Here is a 14,957-nt window from a genome sequence, read left to right as displayed (position 1 = left end):
CCGCCATGCCATCACCGGATCTGGATCAGGGGCAACTCGATCGCTACGCCCGACAGATCGTCATGGACAACATCGGCCCGAGCGGACAGGCCAAACTCCTTGAGGGGTCCGTGCTCGTCGTCGGCGTCGGCGGGCTCGGCGCACCCGTCGTCCAGTATCTGGCGGCCGCGGGTGTCGGTACCCTGGGGCTCGTCGATGACGACATCGTCGAGCGGAGTAACCTCCAGCGACAGGTCGTCCACGGAACCAGCGACATCGGCCGGGCCAAGGTGGACAGTGCCGCCGAGTTCGTCGCCGAACTCAACCCCGATGTCACCGTCGATCGCTACGAGCTGCGGTTCGACGGCGATGGGGAGATACTCGAGGGGTACGACGTCGTGGTCGATGCGACTGATAGTCTATCGGCCCTCTACGCGCTGAATGACGCCTGTACGGCGGCCGACCGGCCACTCGTCCACGGGGCCGTTTCGGGGTTTGACGGCCAGGTTTCGACATTCGACGGCGGGGACCCATGCTATCGGTGTCTGTTCCCGGAGGCGCCACCGGACGGCGCGGTTCCGGATTGTGCAACGGCGGGCGTGCTGGGTGCCGTCCCGAGCGTAATCGGGTCGATCCAGGCGAGTGAAGCGATAAAACTACTTCTGGATATCGACGGGACGCTTACCGGGCGACTACTCAGATACGATGCCCGGTCGATGTCCTTCTCCGAGGTTGGGTTCGAATCCCGGCCGGACTGTCAGACCTGCGGCGAGCAATCGGCCGTCGAAACGGCTGGCGATGGCCCGAAACACAGTCCGGCGTCGGAAGGATAGCTCACTGCATCGGGATCAACCACGGAGGCCCCATCATGCCCGATGGAGCGATCCGGGGTGATCCGGCACGCACACCGGGGACGAGCCGACGTAGGCTACTTCCACATTTGATAATTCAATTCCATTATCTATTTGGGTAAAATCCATAGCAGACTCTCTGACCGCCAAATTGAAACCAGACCCAATAATCAGAAGGAATAATTCGACCACGGTGTTTTTTACCCCGGCTGCCGGAATTCAGCGTAGTTGCATGGCAGTTCGGCATCGGGTCCGCCAGTCACTCGAGATGGAGACGCCTCGGTATGGCGTCTTAGTGCTACTGATGGGTGTCATCTGGGGCATCGGAGACACGTTTTCGACGGTGTTGGCCGCAAACGTCACGGGATCGCTGGCCAGTGAAATCAATCCCCTGCTTCGGCTGCTCCTCGCGGTCGATCCCTTCGCTGTCGTGTTCCTCAAGGGAGCCGTCGCCCTCTACGCCAGTTTCGTCCTGCTCGCCTGTCGCGAGCAAGTCAAGCAAGTCCCCGGATGGCGACTCTGGTTTTTCGGGATGATCGGTGCCGGAATGGTGATCGTGGCACAGAATCTGTCGGTCGTGTTCGTGACGATCTGACCTGATTACAGGGAAAATCGCTCTCGGATTCGATCGACGAACGTGTCGGTGTCGTCGTCACTTTCGGGACCGATGACGTCGCTATCCGGAACGATCCGTGTCTGTTCGCCCTCGTCGGTCGCTTCGATGAGGTCGTCAGCTTTGAGCTTCGACAGCGCCGTCTCGAGTTGGTCGATATCGACGTCGACGGACGATCGCAACTCGAAGACGGTCATGCCATCTTCGCCACGTTCGGCCAGGGCATCGAGCACCGCCACGTCCGTCTCATCCCGGTCACGATACTCCGGCTTCGCTTGCATACCAATACGTTTGCGGCGGCAGGTCTTACACTTGTCCCCACTGTCCAAGCAGTACGCTTATAACTCGCAGGTGGCCACTTCATGGCAATGGGTATCAAGTGTTCGCTGCTCGGTCACGACTTCGGTGAGACCACCGTCGAGCGCGACCGTGAAGAACAGGGAAACGAGGTCGTTAGCACGATCAGAGAGATCGAAACGTGCGCCCGGTGTGGGGAAACGCGCGTCGTCTCCGAGAACACGGAAGTAACCACGATCAAGACACCGGACGACGTTGGCGAGGAAGCGACCGACGAAGCGACAGCGGATACAGAATCGGACGCCGAAATCGTCGACGCCGAGGAGGGCGAACCGGTCGATGACGTCGACACGACGACGGCGGAACCGTCCAAGGATGCGACGGAGTTCGAGTCCGCTGCCGAGGACGACGGCGTTATTCTCGAAGACGATGCAGACGAGGAACTCGACCGCGATCCCGGCGAGTGGCCCGAGTCCGAACCTGACGAACAAGCCCAGGCCGATGCCGGGGCTCCAACACAGACAGTCAGCCACGCCGAGGAAAACGAACCGGACACGCCGGGCAACGAATCGGACCACCCGGCCGACGGCATGGCCGAGGAAGCCGCCTCGGTGGCGGACGACCAGGCGGAGGTCTGGTCGGGCAGCGATCCGGATCTGGAACAGGCGGAATCCGATATCGAACGGACGGACGCCGAGTCCGGGACCGTCACTGACGGCGAGTTTCGGTGTCGCGAGTGTGGATTTACGACCCCGATCGAGTCGTCGTCGCTCCGTGAGGGGGATTACTGTCCCGAGTGTCATCAGGGGATGCTCGCCATCGAGGCGGCGTGATCAATCCGACGCGAAAAGGGTAAACCCGACAGTATCGAACGGGCCCCTATGCGCGAGTACAAGATGCGGCGCGGCGAGTATCTCGAAGACAGGGTTCCGGATATGCGAGAGACGGTCGAAGAGTATTTCGGCCCCATCTCGGGAACGGAACCGTACAACGATACTGAACTATACATCGTCGAGGATCCGGACAACCCGGTGTTCGAGCGCGTTACCGTCGGGACTGTTCCGTACGGGAGCAAAAAGGACAAACTCGCCCTCGATATCGAAGAGCGGCCTGCGGAGGAGGTTATCGCTGAAGGGCACGTCGACGCCGCCGAGGACGCGGTCAACGTCAAAAACGACTTTCTGGAGATGGCGACGGGCCGGGACGCCAAATCCCGTCGCGATTCGATGAAGCGATCGGTCGAAGACGACGCGGATGCGCCTGACTCGGTCTGATCGAAGTCGGCGGGACGCGTCTACCGGCCGAGTCGCTCGCGATTGACCGCAACGTCGGACGGAGTGATGATGAGTTGGTCGTCGTCTTTCTGGACGATGTCGCCGCCGACTTCGCTTGCGACCTGCTTGAGTTCGTCGGTGATGTGCTCCATCTTTCGATCCTGTGTCGTGTGACGCGTGATGTCGGCCAGGACGATGTCCCCATCGTAGACGGCGTCTTTGATTTCGATGACATCTTTTTTGTCACCGATTCGAGCGATTCGGACTTCCGTCTCCGCATCCTGGGCGGCTGTATTCGCGTCACCGGCGTCGAGTTCGACGTAATCATCCGTCCGGCGAGAGGAACCTGATCCCCCCAGAATTTTGCTCATTAGTCCCATATCTTATCCGGTGTTCGGGACGGGTATAGGTTTTACGTCAGACACGATTGCGCTCGTTGGCACGGTTGTCGTCCCGGTGGGACGACGATCGTCTGATTAGAGTACGTGGTCCGGGCGCAACTGCGGTTCCGGTCGGTTGCTCGCCGGCCCGTCTTCGGAGATGGCGCTGGCTGCGTAGAACGCGGCCTCCGGATCCCGGGTTCGTCGCCAGTGATACCAGGTTCGGACGACCAGCCACAGCCGTCTCGTCATCGTCAGCGACGCGTCTCCACCGAGCACATCGTAGTCGAGCTGTCGGATCTGTCGATGGTGGTCCGCATACAGCACAGCCGAGAGCAGGACGGCGAACTGGCAGTCCTCGGGGAGATACCGGATGCCGGCCACGCCGTGACGGTACAGCGACTCCGTCCGGTGGAGTTCGGTCCGGATCACGGCAGCGACATCCTGGGACATCTCGCCCGTTCGAAGCTGTGGCTCCGTCACGCCGTATTGGTCCAGGGTCTCCGCTGGCAGGTACACCCGGTCGTACTCGCAGATGTCCTCACGGACGTCCCTGACGAAGTTCGTCAACTGGAAGGCTTCGGCCAGTGATCTGGCATGGGGTTTGGCCGCCTCGCTTTCGGGCGGGTCCATGACCGACAGCATCATGTTCCCGACGGCAGCCGCGGAGCCGCGCATGTACCCGCGCAACTCCTCGTAGGTGTCGTATCGAGAGTGATCGATGTCCTGAGCCATCGCATCGATGAAGACGTCGATCTCTTCAGGATCGATGTCCGCCTCGGTCGCCAGCGTCCGGAACGTCTCGAGGACCTCACGGTCGGTTTCCGTGAGGACGTCCGACGGCGGGGTGTCGCCCTTCGCGCCAGCACGGATCGCTTCGAGATGCTGTCGCTGTGTATCGTCGTCAGGTGGGTCCGGGCGGTCGACCACATCGTCGGCAATCCGGAAAAACGCGTATAGCGCGTACGTTGCCTCACGAACTCGTTCGGGAAGCAATCTGGTGGCGACGTAAAACGTCTTCCCGGTCCGCCGGTGAATCGCCTTGCTTGTTTTGACGGATCGGCCTGTCATAGCAACAATCGGTTGACTCGCAGTTAGAGTGGCTCGCTTGTAATGGTGACGACACCTGCAACGCGAATTAAACTTCTCACTACGACCGCAGTATTCCGCCAGAGAGCATAAGTATCGTACCCAATCAGTTCGGACGGATTTTACATACTTGTCCTGTAGGTCCACTTGTCGTGTCGCCGGCGCGGTCACTCCTCGTCGATAACCTCGATTCCGCGGTTGTTGACCGCCGCCGGGTCGAGACCGACTTCTTCGAGGAACTTCTTATACTCCCGTTCGCACTGTTCGGCATCCTTTTGCTTGTCGCTGGCGCGATCACACAGTGCGACCAGATCCTCGGGGACGTCGTTGGTGTGAACGATCCAGTGGTTGATGAGGTCTGAGAGTCGGCGGATCGGCGACGTGAAGTGGCCGTAGATTTCGAAGTTCAGGGCGTGGTGGCCGCCGAAGGGGTCGTTCATATACTTCGCCCGGGGCATCACTTTCATGACGGCCCACTGGATCTTGTCGAGTTGTCGTTTTGGGGCCTCCTCAAGTGTTGCGTTGACAGCCTGTCTGGGATCGTCCCAGGCCCCGCCCGGGATCGAGACGCCGTCTAGGTCCTGGATCTCCTGGAGCGCCTCGTTCCACTCCTCGGGACTGGGCTGTGGGTGAACGCGGTACATCGCTTCGACACCCTGCTCCCACATCAGCACGTGGGTGACGGCCTTGTTGGCCTTGAGCATACACTCCTCGATGATGGTATGTGCCCTGTCGCGCCGGGGGTTCAACACGAGCGACCCGTCTTCCTTCCGTTGCTCGTGCATCCGATCGGCCAGTTCCCACACAAGTTGGGTCTTTTCCGCGAGGTCGACCGACTGGTCCTCCAGCACGTCTTCGGCCGTTTCGGGTTCGTCGAGCAGCCGCTCGGCCTCAGTGTAAGTCAGTCGCGCATCGCTGCGGATGACGGACTTGTAGATCTCGATGTTCTCGTAGCCGAGGTTCTCGGGGTCGAGGTGCATCTCGACGGTGTGGGCCAGCCGATCCTCGTTGGGCACCAGCGAGCAGACTGTCTCGGCGAGGATCGGCGGCAGCATGTGGACAGTGTAGCCCGGTAGATAGACGGTGTTCGCCCGTTCGACGGCCGAACGCCACATCGCGGTGTCAGGATTCACGTAGTGGGTCACGTCGGCGATGTGGACCCACAGGACGATCTCGTCCTCGCGGTGCTCGATCGAGATGGCGTCGTCGAAGTCCTGGGCGTCGATCGGGTCGGTCGTCCAGGTCGTCATCTCCCGGAGGTCGCGGCGCTCGTCGATCTCGTCTTCGATCTCGCTTCCGACGTCCTCGGTTCGCGCGTTCGCCTCTTCGAGGACTTCCGGTGGGAATCCGTCCGGGATCTCGAACTTCTCGAAGAGCTCCTCCCGTTTGTTCTCGAGGTGGCGAGCGAGTTCCTCGTCGATTTCGACGGGCCCCTGGCCCTCTGGCGTGCCCGCGGCGGCCTGGTCGTCGTCCTGCTGGGCGGTCATGGCACCCGCTACGGGGACCCGCTAGGTAGGCGTTTCGACAAACAATCGATTTATCCCGACTCGCGACCAGCCATCGCACATGAACGTCAAATCCCGCCACCACCTTCGGGCCGACGCGATCGACGAGATCGAAGACGCACTCGCCGATGGACTGGACGTCGAACTGGACGCCGACACCTACGAGAAAGTCACCTTCGAGGACAGCGACTGGGAAGTCGTCCTCGTCGAGGGCGAGCCCGCGGTCTTCTACGTTCCCGACGACGAATCGCCGGACAGCACGGACGATCCGTTCCTCACGGTCCGTGGCGCGAACGCGTATCCACCCGCCGAGAACGTCGTCACCGTCGACGCCGGCGCGATTTCGTTTGTCTCCGACGGGGCCGACGTGATGCGGCCCGGCATCGTCGACGCCGACGATTCGATCGAGAGTGGCGATCTGGTCGTCATCAGCGAGGAGAACCACGGCAAAGTTCTGGCCGTCGGCCGCGCACGCGTCGACGGGTCACAAATGCTTGGCGACGAAGGAAAGGTCGTCGACACGATCCACCACGTCGGCGACTACCTCTACGAGTTTTCCGGGTGACCTGACGACGGTCGCCGGTCGTGATCGCCTGCCCCTCGCGATCAGCGTTCGTCCTGCCGCCACACGAACCGTTTTTTCCATCGGGCCGGACAACTATGTCATGAGTTCACATTTTACTCGGCGGGAGATGCTCACAGCGGGGATGACAGCGATCGGGGGTGGACTTGCAGGCTGTTCCGATGGATCGGAGACGCCAACTACCAGTGAGACAGTTGACGCCAGCGAGACCCCATCGACCCCGAGCGAAACAGCGACGACAGAGACGGACGAAGCACCGAGTGAACCTGAAGAGGGGGCCCTGCCGGGGAGCGTCGGTGTCGAGCAAATCGCCGACGGATTCACGGCACCTGTCGGTGTCGAGTTCCTGCCGAACGACGACGTGTTGCTCGTTGCCGATCAGGTCGGCACGATCCACGTCGTTTCGGGCGGGACAGTTCGGGACGAACCGCTGATCGATCTCCGGGACCGGATGGTCGACGTCTCGGGCTACGAGGAGCGGGGGCTGCTCGGCTTTGCGTTGCCCCCGGACTATCCCGCGGACGATCGCCTGTTCGTCCGCTACAGTGCCCCACCGCAACCCGGAACCCCTGAGGGGTACTCCCATACGTTTGCTCTCTCGTCGTTTACGCTCGATACGGACGCACTCCTCGCGGCGCCTGATACCGAACAGCGGATCCTCGAACTCCCGGAGCCACAGACAAATCATAACGCCGGTGCGATCGAGTTCGGGCCGGAGGAACACCTCTACGTCGCCGTCGGCGACGGTGGCGGGGCTGACGATACCGGCAACGGGCATGTTTCGGACTGGTACGATGCAAATGCGGGCGGGAACGGACAGGACGTCACCGAGAATCTCCTGGGGGGCATCCTCCGGATCGATGTCACCGACACCGGGGACGAGCCGTATCAGATCCCCGCTGACAACCCGCTCGTTGGCCGGGACGGACGCTCCGAGTACTACGCCTGGGGATTGCGCAACCCCTGGCGGATGGCGTTTCACGACGGCGAGTTGTACGCGGCGGACGTCGGCCAGGGCCGCTTCGAGGAGGTCAACCACGTCACGAACGGCGGGAATTACGGCTGGAACGTCCGTGAGGGAACACACTGTTTCTCGCCCGGATCGTCGGCCGATGCTTGCCCGACCGAAACCCCGGACGGCGAACCCCTGCTCGATCCGGTTATCGAGTACCCTCACAGCGGGCAGCCGGTCAGCGGCGTCGCGGTCATCGGCGGGCAGTTCTACGCGGGTGAGTCGATTCCCGGGCTTCGTGATCGATACCTCTTCGCCGACTGGCAAGCTGACGGGACCTTGTTCGTCGGCACACCGACGGAGGACGGGCTCTGGGAGACGACGACGCTGCCGGTTGACGATGATAGCTTCGGCTCGCTGGTGCTGGCGTTCGGTCGCGATGAGGCCGGCGAGATCTACGTCTGTACGAGTGACCGGGGCCAGCTAGTCGGTTCGACGGGGGCCGTCTGCCGACTCACACAGGCATAACAGTCCGACTGACAGTGAGTCGGACCCTGGATTAGCCAGGCAGGATGATGTTAATGCCGCCGACGACGAGACCCACGAGGCCGGTCCGGAGCCCCGCGATGACCCAGTTCTGCTCCGAGAGGTTCCCCATGTACGCCCCGAAGACGAACAGGAGGGAGACGCCGATCAACACGCCGATGACCGTCGCCCACAGCATCGAGAGTGTGACGCCGACGAAAAAATACGGGATGATCGGGAGCAACATCCCGATCGTCGGGCCGAGGCCGCTCATCGCGGCGTTGACCTTCCGGGCGTCGCCTTTCCGTTCGTGGAGTTCCGTTCCCTCCAGTCCGGTGAGCATTTTCTCCTCGACTGCCTTGAGTTCGGCGAGCTTTTCGGCGCGCTCGATCTCCCAGACGCTCCAGACGCCGGAGGCGGCCAGCCCGACGGTCCCGCCAGCGACGACCCGTACGATCTCCATGCTCGATTGGCTCCCACCCAGGAACGAACCGACGATGATGCCGATGGTGGTGAGCGTCCCGTCGAAGCCGTTCGAGATGAAGTATCGACGAGAGATCGAGCGGACGTCCTCGTCCTCTAAGAGTTCCCGAAGGTCGGCCAATCTCGAGGACACGGGTCAGTCCTGGTGGGTCGCGCTTTCCTCGACCATACGATCGCCACAGACGACCTCGTCGACGGAGTGAACCGTCCCGCCGAGGTCCTCGACCGCCGTCGTGACGCTCCCGTCGTCGATCCCCTCTCCCTCGATCGTGATCTTGAGGTTCTGGACGTCCTTGTCCGATTCCAGCAGCGAGACGTTCGCCCCCTCGACGCCGTCGAGGTCGGCGATCGTCCGGGCGAACTCGACGTTCTCGATCTCGTTGGGTTTCAGGAGGTCGATGACCAGCCGTCTGATCGTACTCATTGTTTTTAGCGGTTGCGGGTCGATCTGTATAGTTCAAACGGTCGAATGTGGACAAGATTTATATAAGATGAGTGATATTAATTGGCATGGTATTGTTCGCCCTTCTTCAGTCTCTCCACTCCCGGGTGTTCACCGAGAACTGGCGACCAGTTGTCGCTGGTATTGCCGTGATGTTGGGGATTGGGCTTTTGAGTATCGGTACTGGAAATCCGGAACTCCTGTTCGCTACGTCCGGAATTGGCGGACTCGTCGCTGGGTTCTTGTTCGGCAAGCACAGCACAGCGACGACTGGGCTCGGATTGCGTGTCGGGTTGATCGGCGCTAGCCTGGCCATGTGCATCGGGCTAGTGTTGATGGCAAGTGGCAGCTGGGCGCTGGTCTATGACGCGACCGGCGATGGCGCGGGCGTGACTGGCGTGTCAGGGATCGGTGGTGGAGAATCGGGCGTGGCTGAATCGGATATGGGGGAAGCAGGTGTCGACGAAGCAACGACAGGCGACTCGGGCGTCGAAGAACTTAGTGCCGGCATATCGATGGGATTTTTGCTCGTTTTCGGTATGCTCTTCATTCCGGCAAGTGCGCTGATCGCACTGATTGGAAGTATTGTCGGGACGAACGTCAGGCAGGCGGTGATCCCGGATAAATACAATCCACCGCTTTTCTAAGGCCATCAAGGAATGACCGCGATGAACCCCCCGGCTCGTCCGTCGGGGACAACCCACTATCTAGCTCCGTTGGTACACCGATTCGACTGCCACCCGTCCGATCGAACTCAGTCGTTCGTTCGATTCTCTGAAGGAACGTCCCGCATTCTGTCTAGTTCTCACGGTCAAAAATGATAAAGATTTATAGTGATTTTTGAGAATCACGAATATGAGCATCCCTGCTCAACAGCAGTCCCTCCAAACCCGCGTTTTCGGTACGAACCCGCACCCAGTGGTCGTGGGGTTCACGATCATGGCGCTGACGGCTGTCGTCGGGGCGTCTATCGGCCGATTCGATGTAGCCCTCCTGAGTCCGGCGGTTGGTGGACTCGCTGGCGGGTTTCAGTTCGGAAAGAACACCTTCGCCGCTGGGGGGGTCGGATTCCGTATCGGGATCACTGCCGCTGTCATGATCTGGGTCGGGAGCGTGGTGCTTTTGATCCTCCTCATCGGGCTTGACAGTCTCGGAGTAGCACTCGGAGAGATCGGGACGAGTGTGACCAATGCTGTCTGGCTGTTTTCGCTTCGTGGGATCGGGTGGATCCCGGTGAGTGGCATATTGGGGATGATCGGGAGTGCAGTCGGGACGAACCTTCGACGGATGCTCGTCCCACACGAATACAATCCGCCCCTCCACTGAGAAAATTCACCCAGGGGATCGCTACGTGTCCTCGATCACTGTCCCTGGAATCACATCGACGCTCGCGACGGTGTCCTCGGCGGCGACGTCCATGATCGTGACGCCCATCGTGTTCCGGCCGACCGTCGAGACGTCTTCGACCGGACACCGCATGATCTGTCCGGCGGCACTCATGACAATCAGGTGATCGTCGTCGGAAACGGCGTTGACGGCCGTGACCGACCCATTCCGATCACCGGTCTTGATGTCGATGAGCCCTTTGCCGTACCGAGATTGCGTGCGATACTCCGAGAGGGACGTTCGCTTGCCGTACCCGCGCTCGGTGACCGTCAGCAGTGCTTGCTCGTCGCTTTCGTCGGTTGCAACCAATCCGGCAACGCTGTCGCCGTCCTCCAGATCGATCCCCCGGACCCCACGGGCCGTCCGACCCATCTGGCGGGCCTCGGTCTCGTCGAACCGGATCGTCATCCCGTCTGCGGTGGCGATCACGAGGTCGCTGTCACCGTCGGTCACGACAGCGTCGATGAGTTCGTCGCCGTCTTCGAGCTTTGCGGCGATGATGCCCGTCGAGAGGATGTTCTCGAACGCCGAACAGCAGGTCCGCTTGACGTATCCCTGGCGGGTCACCATCGTGATGCACTCGTCGTCGTCGATCTCGTCCATACTGACGACAGCGGTGATCTCTTCACCGTCGTCGAAGTCGATGAGATTGACGGCGGATTTCCCGCGTGCCGTCCGGGACATTTCCGGGATCTCGTAGGTCCGTAATCGGTAGACCTGGCCGTGGTTCGTGAAGGCGAGCAGATAGTCGTGCGTGTTCGCGCGGAAGACCGTCGAGACACGGTCGCCCTCCTTGGGATCGGCACCGATGATACCCTTTCCGCCGCGGTGCTGGGCGTCGAAGCGGTCCGCAGGCATGCGCTTGATGTAGTCGTCCTCGGTGACGACAACCAGACACTCCTCTTCCGGGATGAGGTCCTCACGGGTGACCGTGCCGTCGTCCTCGACGATGCTCGTCCGGCGGTCGTCGTCGTACTCCTCGGCGACGGCCCGGAGTTCGTCCTTGATGACGTCGAGCAACTCGCTTTCGTCGTTCAGGATCGTCTCTAACCGTTCGATCTCGGCCTGGACTGCCTCGTACTCTTCTTCGACCTCGGCGGTTTCCATCGAGGTGAGGCTGCCGAGTTGCATCCGGACGATGTGCTGGGCCTGTTCCGTCGAGAAGTCGAACGTTTCTTCGAGCGCGGCCTTGGCCTCGTCGCGATCTTCGGAGTCCCGGATCAGATCGACGACGCTGTCGACGTTCCCGAGGGCTTTCAGTCGGCCTTCGAGGATGTGCGCGCGGTCCTCGGCTTCCGCGAGATCGAACTCCGAGCGCCGACGGACGACTTCCTTCCGGTGGGCGACGTATTCCTCCAAGGTCTCCTTTAAGGTGAGCACGCGGGGCTCGCCGTCGACTAAGGCGAGGTTGATGACGCCAAAAGTCGATTCGAGGTGGTGATCGAGCAGTTGGTTCTCGACGACATCGACGTTCGCCCCCCGCTTGCACTCGATGACGATCCGGACCCCGTTGCGGTCAGACTCGTCACGGAGGTCCGAGACGCCCTCAATGATCCCCTCGTTGACGTCGTCGGCGATCCGCTCGACCATGCGGGCTTTGTTCTCCTGGAAGGGGATCTCCGTGATCACGATCCGGGGGCGGCCCGACTCCGTCTCCTCGAACTCGTACTCGGCGCGAACGGTCAGTCGACCCCGGCCCGTGGCGTAGGCCGAGTGGATCGCGTTCTTCCCGACAATGTTCGCGCCGGTCGGGAAGTCCGGCCCCTTGACGTACTCCATGAGGTCGGCAACCTCGGCATCGGGATTGTCGATCAGGTGGATCGTCGCGTCGATGACTTCGCCGAGATTGTGCGGCGGGATGTTCGTGGACATCCCGACCGCGATCCCGGAGGAGCCGTTGACCAGCAGGTTCGGGAACGCCGACGGCAACACTTCGGGCTCCTCCAGGCGGTCGTCGTAGTTGGCCTGGAAGTCGACCGTGTCTTTCTCGATGTCCGCGAGCAGTTCCTCGGCGATCGGTGCCATCCTGGCCTCAGTGTACCGCATCGCTGCGGCCGGGTCACCGTCCATCGACCCGAAGTTCCCTTGCCCGTCGATCAACGGGTACCGCATCGAGAAGTCCTGGGCCATCCGCACCAGGGTGTCATAGATCGCGCTGTCCCCATGCGGGTGATAGTCACCCATCACTTCGCCGACAACTGACGAGGACTTGCGGTGAGACGACCCCGAGGAGACACCCATCTCGTGCATCGCATAGAGGATGCGCCGATGGACGGGTTTGAGGCCGTCCCGGACGTCCGGGAGGGCGCGTCCGGCGATGACGCTCATCGCGTAGTCGATGTAACTCTGCTCCATCTCGTCTTCGATCCGGACGTGTTCGACGCGTGCGGCGTCGGCACTCACGTCCGGACCTTCTGGCACGTCTGAACTCATATGTCGACCCATTCAGCTTCCGGCGAGTGCTCCTTGATGAACTGCTTGCGCGGTTCGACGGCGTCACCCATCAACACCGAGAACATCTTGTCGGCGGCCGCGGCGTCGTCGATGGTGATCTGCTTGAGGAAGCGGTTCTCGGGGTTCATGGTCGTATCCCAGAGCTGCTGGGGATTCATCTCGCCCAGCCCCTTGAACCGCTGGATCTGTGTCGGATTGCCGTTGCATTTCTCCTCGATGATCTCGTCCCGTTCGGCATCCGTCATCGCGTCGTAGGTTTCCCCACGGTACCGGATCCGATAGAGCGGCGGCCGAGCCGCGTAGATGTTGCCGCCTTCGAGCAACGGTCGCATGTGGCGATAGAAGAACGTGAGAAGCAACGTTCGAATATGTGCGCCGTCGACGTCGGCGTCAGTGGCGAAGATGATCTTCTCGTATCGCAACTCGTCGTGGTCGAACTCGTCGCCGACGCCGGTACCCAGCGCGGTGATGATATTCCGGATCTGATCGTTCTCCAAGATCCGGTCGAGACGGTGTTTCTCGACGTTGAGGATCTTCCCGCGGATCGGCAGGACGGCCTGGAAGTCGGGATCGCGAGCCTGTTTTGCGCTCCCGCCCGCGCTGTCCCCTTCGGCGATAAACAGCTCCGCCCGGCTGGGATCTTTCGTCTGGCAGTCGGCCAGCTTGCCCGGCAGCGCCGTCGACTCCAGGGCGCTTTTTCGGCGGGTTAGTTCCTCGGCTTTCTGTGCGGCTTTGCGGGCCTTGGCGGCCTCGACGGCCTTCCGAACGATCGCCTGGGCGACGTCGGGGTTCTCCTCGAAGTACGTCCCGATGTTCTGGTGCATCGCACTCTCGACGACGCCCCGAACCTCGCTGTTGCCGAGTTTGGTCTTGGTCTGGCCTTCGAACTGGGGATCGGGGTGTTTGATCGAGATGACTGCCGTCAGTCCCTCTCGGATGTCCTCGCCCTTGAGTGTCTCTTCAAGATCCGAGAGGAGGTCGTTGCTGGTGGCGTAATCGTTGACGACCCGGGTCAACGCGGTTTTGAACCCGGTGAGGTGAGTCCCACCCTCGCGGGTGTTGATATTGTTCGCGAAGGCGTGGATCGAACCCTGCAACTCGGTGGTCGCCTGGAGGGCCACCTCGACCTGGATGTCCTGGTCCTCGTCTTCGAAGTACACAACCTCGTCGTGTAGCGGGTCCTTGGTCTCGTTCAAGTACTCGACGAACTCCCGGATTCCGCCCTCGTATTTGAACGTTTCCGCAGTCCCCTCGCGCTCGTCGGCGAGCGTAATCTCGACCCCGGAGTTGAGGAAGGCGAGTTCCCGGAGGCGGTTCGCGAGCGTCGAGAACTGGAAATCGGTCGTCTCGAAGATTTCCCCGTCGGGCCAAAACCTGATCGTCGTACCCGTTTCATCGGGGTCGTCCAGCGAACTGACCTCCGTGAGGTCGTCCGCGGGCGCGCCGTGGTCGAAGGTCTGCTTCCAGACGCCCCCCTCCCGGCTCACCTCGACCTCGAGTTTCTCCGAGAGGGCGTTGACGACCGAGACGCCGACGCCGTGAAGCCCCCCCGAAACCTGGTAGGACTTGTTGTCGAACTTCCCGCCGGCGTGTAACACCGTCATGATGACTTCGACGGCCGGCCGGTCGTACTCGTCGTGAATATCGATCGGAATCCCCCGACCGTCGTCGCTCACGGAGACAGAGCCATCGTCGTGGATCGTGACCTCGATGTGGTCACAGTGTCCCGCGAGCGCCTCGTCGATGGCGTTGTCGACTACCTCGTAGACGAGGTGATGCAATCCCCTGGTATCGGTAGAGCCGATATACATCGCCGGTCGCTTCTGGACGGCTTGTAACCCCTCCAGCACCTGAATCTGGCCGGCTCCGTAGGCGTTGTCGTCGCTCATAAAAAACCTTGATGGGAAGTTACGTCTGGGGGGTCTTAAATTTCACGTGCGCGCGGGCATGTGCGTTGGATTTGGGAAGAAATGATACAAACAATTTATACGATCGGCGCCGAAAGTAGGTACCAACATGGCAAACGAACAGTGTGGTGGGCTACTGACTAACAGATCAGTGGCAACCGTCTTCAATCTCCCGGTGGGTCGTGGGACGGGTCGGGTAGGATACCGTCGATCAAGTGGACCGTTCCCCTCCGAGGG

16 protein-coding genes are annotated in these 14,957 nt (G+C 61.3%); 8 read left to right on the top strand and 8 right to left on the bottom strand.

Annotated features, from left to right (window positions below):
• The first annotated feature begins 5 nt into the window (after positions 1–5).
• Both moeB and SVXhr_RS07395 read left to right on the top strand, forming a co-directional pair.
• Entirely contained in the window at positions 6–812 is an 807-nt protein-coding gene (gene moeB / locus SVXhr_RS07400) for a molybdopterin-synthase adenylyltransferase MoeB (protein ID WP_275736583.1), read from the top strand.
• Positions 813–1,062: 250 nt separating this feature from the next.
• Entirely contained in the window at positions 1,063–1,425 is a 363-nt protein-coding gene (locus SVXhr_RS07395; RefSeq protein WP_275736582.1) for a hypothetical protein, read from the top strand.
• Between the two features lie 5 nt (positions 1,426–1,430).
• On the opposite strand, the gene SVXhr_RS07390 is transcribed toward SVXhr_RS07395, so the two are convergent.
• Entirely contained in the window at positions 1,431–1,724 is a 294-nt protein-coding gene (locus SVXhr_RS07390) for a DUF6432 family protein (protein ID WP_275736581.1), read from the bottom strand.
• 87 nt (positions 1,725–1,811) lie between these two features.
• Here SVXhr_RS07390 and SVXhr_RS07385 point away from each other — a divergent pair, with 87 nt between their 5' ends.
• Together SVXhr_RS07385 and SVXhr_RS07380 are read left to right on the top strand one after the other, a co-directional pair.
• Complete coding sequence (locus SVXhr_RS07385) at positions 1,812–2,573, top strand: hypothetical protein (RefSeq protein ID WP_275736580.1); 762 nt, start codon at positions 1,812–1,814, stop codon at positions 2,571–2,573.
• Between the two features lie 48 nt (positions 2,574–2,621).
• On the top strand, positions 2,622–3,014 hold the full coding sequence (locus tag SVXhr_RS07380) for a DUF5611 family protein (protein WP_275736579.1): 393 nt from the start codon (positions 2,622–2,624) through the stop codon (positions 3,012–3,014).
• A gap of 20 nt (positions 3,015–3,034) precedes the next feature.
• On the opposite strand, the gene sepF is transcribed toward SVXhr_RS07380, so the two are convergent.
• The 3 genes from sepF to SVXhr_RS07365 form a co-directional block, all read right to left on the bottom strand.
• Positions 3,035–3,394, bottom strand: a complete 360-nt coding sequence (gene sepF, locus SVXhr_RS07375; protein ID WP_275736578.1) for a cell division protein SepF — start codon at positions 3,392–3,394, stop codon at positions 3,035–3,037.
• Between the two features lie 96 nt (positions 3,395–3,490).
• Entirely contained in the window at positions 3,491–4,465 is a 975-nt protein-coding gene (locus tag SVXhr_RS07370; protein ID WP_275736577.1) for a phytoene/squalene synthase family protein, read from the bottom strand.
• A gap of 185 nt (positions 4,466–4,650) precedes the next feature.
• Positions 4,651–5,970, bottom strand: a complete 1,320-nt coding sequence (locus SVXhr_RS07365) for a ribonuclease R family protein (RefSeq protein ID WP_275736576.1) — start codon at positions 5,968–5,970, stop codon at positions 4,651–4,653.
• 79 nt (positions 5,971–6,049) lie between these two features.
• Between SVXhr_RS07365 and SVXhr_RS07360 the strand changes: the two genes are divergently transcribed.
• Positions 6,050–6,553 carry an RNA-binding protein gene (locus tag SVXhr_RS07360; protein WP_275736575.1) on the top strand — a complete coding sequence of 168 codons (504 nt, stop codon included), beginning with the start codon at positions 6,050–6,052 and terminating at the stop codon, positions 6,551–6,553.
• Between the two features lie 100 nt (positions 6,554–6,653).
• Positions 6,654–8,051, top strand: a complete 1,398-nt coding sequence (locus tag SVXhr_RS07355) for a PQQ-dependent sugar dehydrogenase (protein ID WP_275736574.1) — start codon at positions 6,654–6,656, stop codon at positions 8,049–8,051.
• A gap of 31 nt (positions 8,052–8,082) precedes the next feature.
• On the opposite strand, the gene SVXhr_RS07350 is transcribed toward SVXhr_RS07355, so the two are convergent.
• Both SVXhr_RS07350 and SVXhr_RS07345 read right to left on the bottom strand, forming a co-directional pair.
• The gene (locus tag SVXhr_RS07350; RefSeq protein ID WP_275736573.1) at positions 8,083–8,664 is read right to left on the bottom strand and encodes a VIT1/CCC1 transporter family protein; all 582 of its coding nucleotides are present in this window, start codon (positions 8,662–8,664) and stop codon (positions 8,083–8,085) included.
• A 3-nt stretch (positions 8,665–8,667) separates the two neighbouring features.
• The gene (locus SVXhr_RS07345) at positions 8,668–8,955 is read right to left on the bottom strand and encodes a DUF211 domain-containing protein (RefSeq protein ID WP_275736572.1); all 288 of its coding nucleotides are present in this window, start codon (positions 8,953–8,955) and stop codon (positions 8,668–8,670) included.
• Positions 8,956–9,041: 86 nt separating this feature from the next.
• Between SVXhr_RS07345 and SVXhr_RS07340 the strand changes: the two genes are divergently transcribed.
• Positions 9,042–9,620 carry a hypothetical protein gene (locus SVXhr_RS07340; RefSeq protein WP_275736571.1) on the top strand — a complete coding sequence of 193 codons (579 nt, stop codon included), beginning with the start codon at positions 9,042–9,044 and terminating at the stop codon, positions 9,618–9,620.
• Between the two features lie 208 nt (positions 9,621–9,828).
• Positions 9,829–10,299, top strand: a complete 471-nt coding sequence (locus SVXhr_RS07335) for a hypothetical protein (RefSeq protein WP_275736570.1) — start codon at positions 9,829–9,831, stop codon at positions 10,297–10,299.
• Between the two features lie 21 nt (positions 10,300–10,320).
• Here the strand turns inward: SVXhr_RS07335 and gyrA are convergent, their stop codons facing one another.
• Both gyrA and gyrB read right to left on the bottom strand, forming a co-directional pair.
• Positions 10,321–12,792: a DNA gyrase subunit A gene (gene gyrA, locus SVXhr_RS07330; protein WP_275736569.1), complete on the bottom strand. Its 2,472-nt coding sequence runs from the start codon at positions 12,790–12,792 to the stop codon at positions 10,321–10,323.
• Complete coding sequence (gene gyrB / locus SVXhr_RS07325) at positions 12,789–14,702, bottom strand: DNA topoisomerase (ATP-hydrolyzing) subunit B (RefSeq protein WP_275736568.1); 1,914 nt, start codon at positions 14,700–14,702, stop codon at positions 12,789–12,791. Before gyrB ends, gyrA begins: the two co-directional genes overlap by 4 nt.
• Positions 14,703–14,957 lie beyond the last annotated feature (255 nt).

The organism is Halorhabdus sp. SVX81 (assembly GCF_029207715.1).
Lineage (GTDB): Archaea > Halobacteriota > Halobacteria > Halobacteriales > Haloarculaceae > Halorhabdus.
The sequence above is the reverse complement of the archived record's forward strand: the minus strand, read 5'-3'. Positions and strand labels throughout refer to the sequence as shown.

Bases quoted from the DNA above. Each gene is read 5' to 3' on its own strand.
- moeB (WP_275736583.1), top strand. From the start codon at position 6: ATGCCATCACCGGATCTGGATCAGGGGCAACTCGATCGCTACGCCCGA.
- SVXhr_RS07395 (WP_275736582.1), top strand. From the start codon at position 1,063: ATGGCAGTTCGGCATCGGGTCCGCCAGTCACTCGAGATGGAGACGCCT.
- SVXhr_RS07390 (WP_275736581.1), bottom strand. From the start codon at position 1,724: ATGCAAGCGAAGCCGGAGTATCGTGACCGGGATGAGACGGACGTGGCG.
- SVXhr_RS07385 (WP_275736580.1), top strand. From the start codon at position 1,812: ATGGGTATCAAGTGTTCGCTGCTCGGTCACGACTTCGGTGAGACCACC.
- SVXhr_RS07380 (WP_275736579.1), top strand. From the start codon at position 2,622: ATGCGCGAGTACAAGATGCGGCGCGGCGAGTATCTCGAAGACAGGGTT.
- sepF (WP_275736578.1), bottom strand. From the start codon at position 3,394: ATGGGACTAATGAGCAAAATTCTGGGGGGATCAGGTTCCTCTCGCCGG.
- SVXhr_RS07370 (WP_275736577.1), bottom strand. From the start codon at position 4,465: ATGACAGGCCGATCCGTCAAAACAAGCAAGGCGATTCACCGGCGGACC.
- SVXhr_RS07365 (WP_275736576.1), bottom strand. From the start codon at position 5,970: ATGACCGCCCAGCAGGACGACGACCAGGCCGCCGCGGGCACGCCAGAG.
- SVXhr_RS07360 (WP_275736575.1), top strand. From the start codon at position 6,050: ATGAACGTCAAATCCCGCCACCACCTTCGGGCCGACGCGATCGACGAG.
- SVXhr_RS07355 (WP_275736574.1), top strand. From the start codon at position 6,654: ATGAGTTCACATTTTACTCGGCGGGAGATGCTCACAGCGGGGATGACA.
- SVXhr_RS07345 (WP_275736572.1), bottom strand. From the start codon at position 8,955: ATGAGTACGATCAGACGGCTGGTCATCGACCTCCTGAAACCCAACGAG.
- SVXhr_RS07340 (WP_275736571.1), top strand. From the start codon at position 9,042: ATGGTATTGTTCGCCCTTCTTCAGTCTCTCCACTCCCGGGTGTTCACC.
- SVXhr_RS07335 (WP_275736570.1), top strand. From the start codon at position 9,829: ATGAGCATCCCTGCTCAACAGCAGTCCCTCCAAACCCGCGTTTTCGGT.
- gyrA (WP_275736569.1), bottom strand. From the start codon at position 12,792: ATGAGTTCAGACGTGCCAGAAGGTCCGGACGTGAGTGCCGACGCCGCA.
- gyrB (WP_275736568.1), bottom strand. From the start codon at position 14,702: ATGAGCGACGACAACGCCTACGGAGCCGGCCAGATTCAGGTGCTGGAG.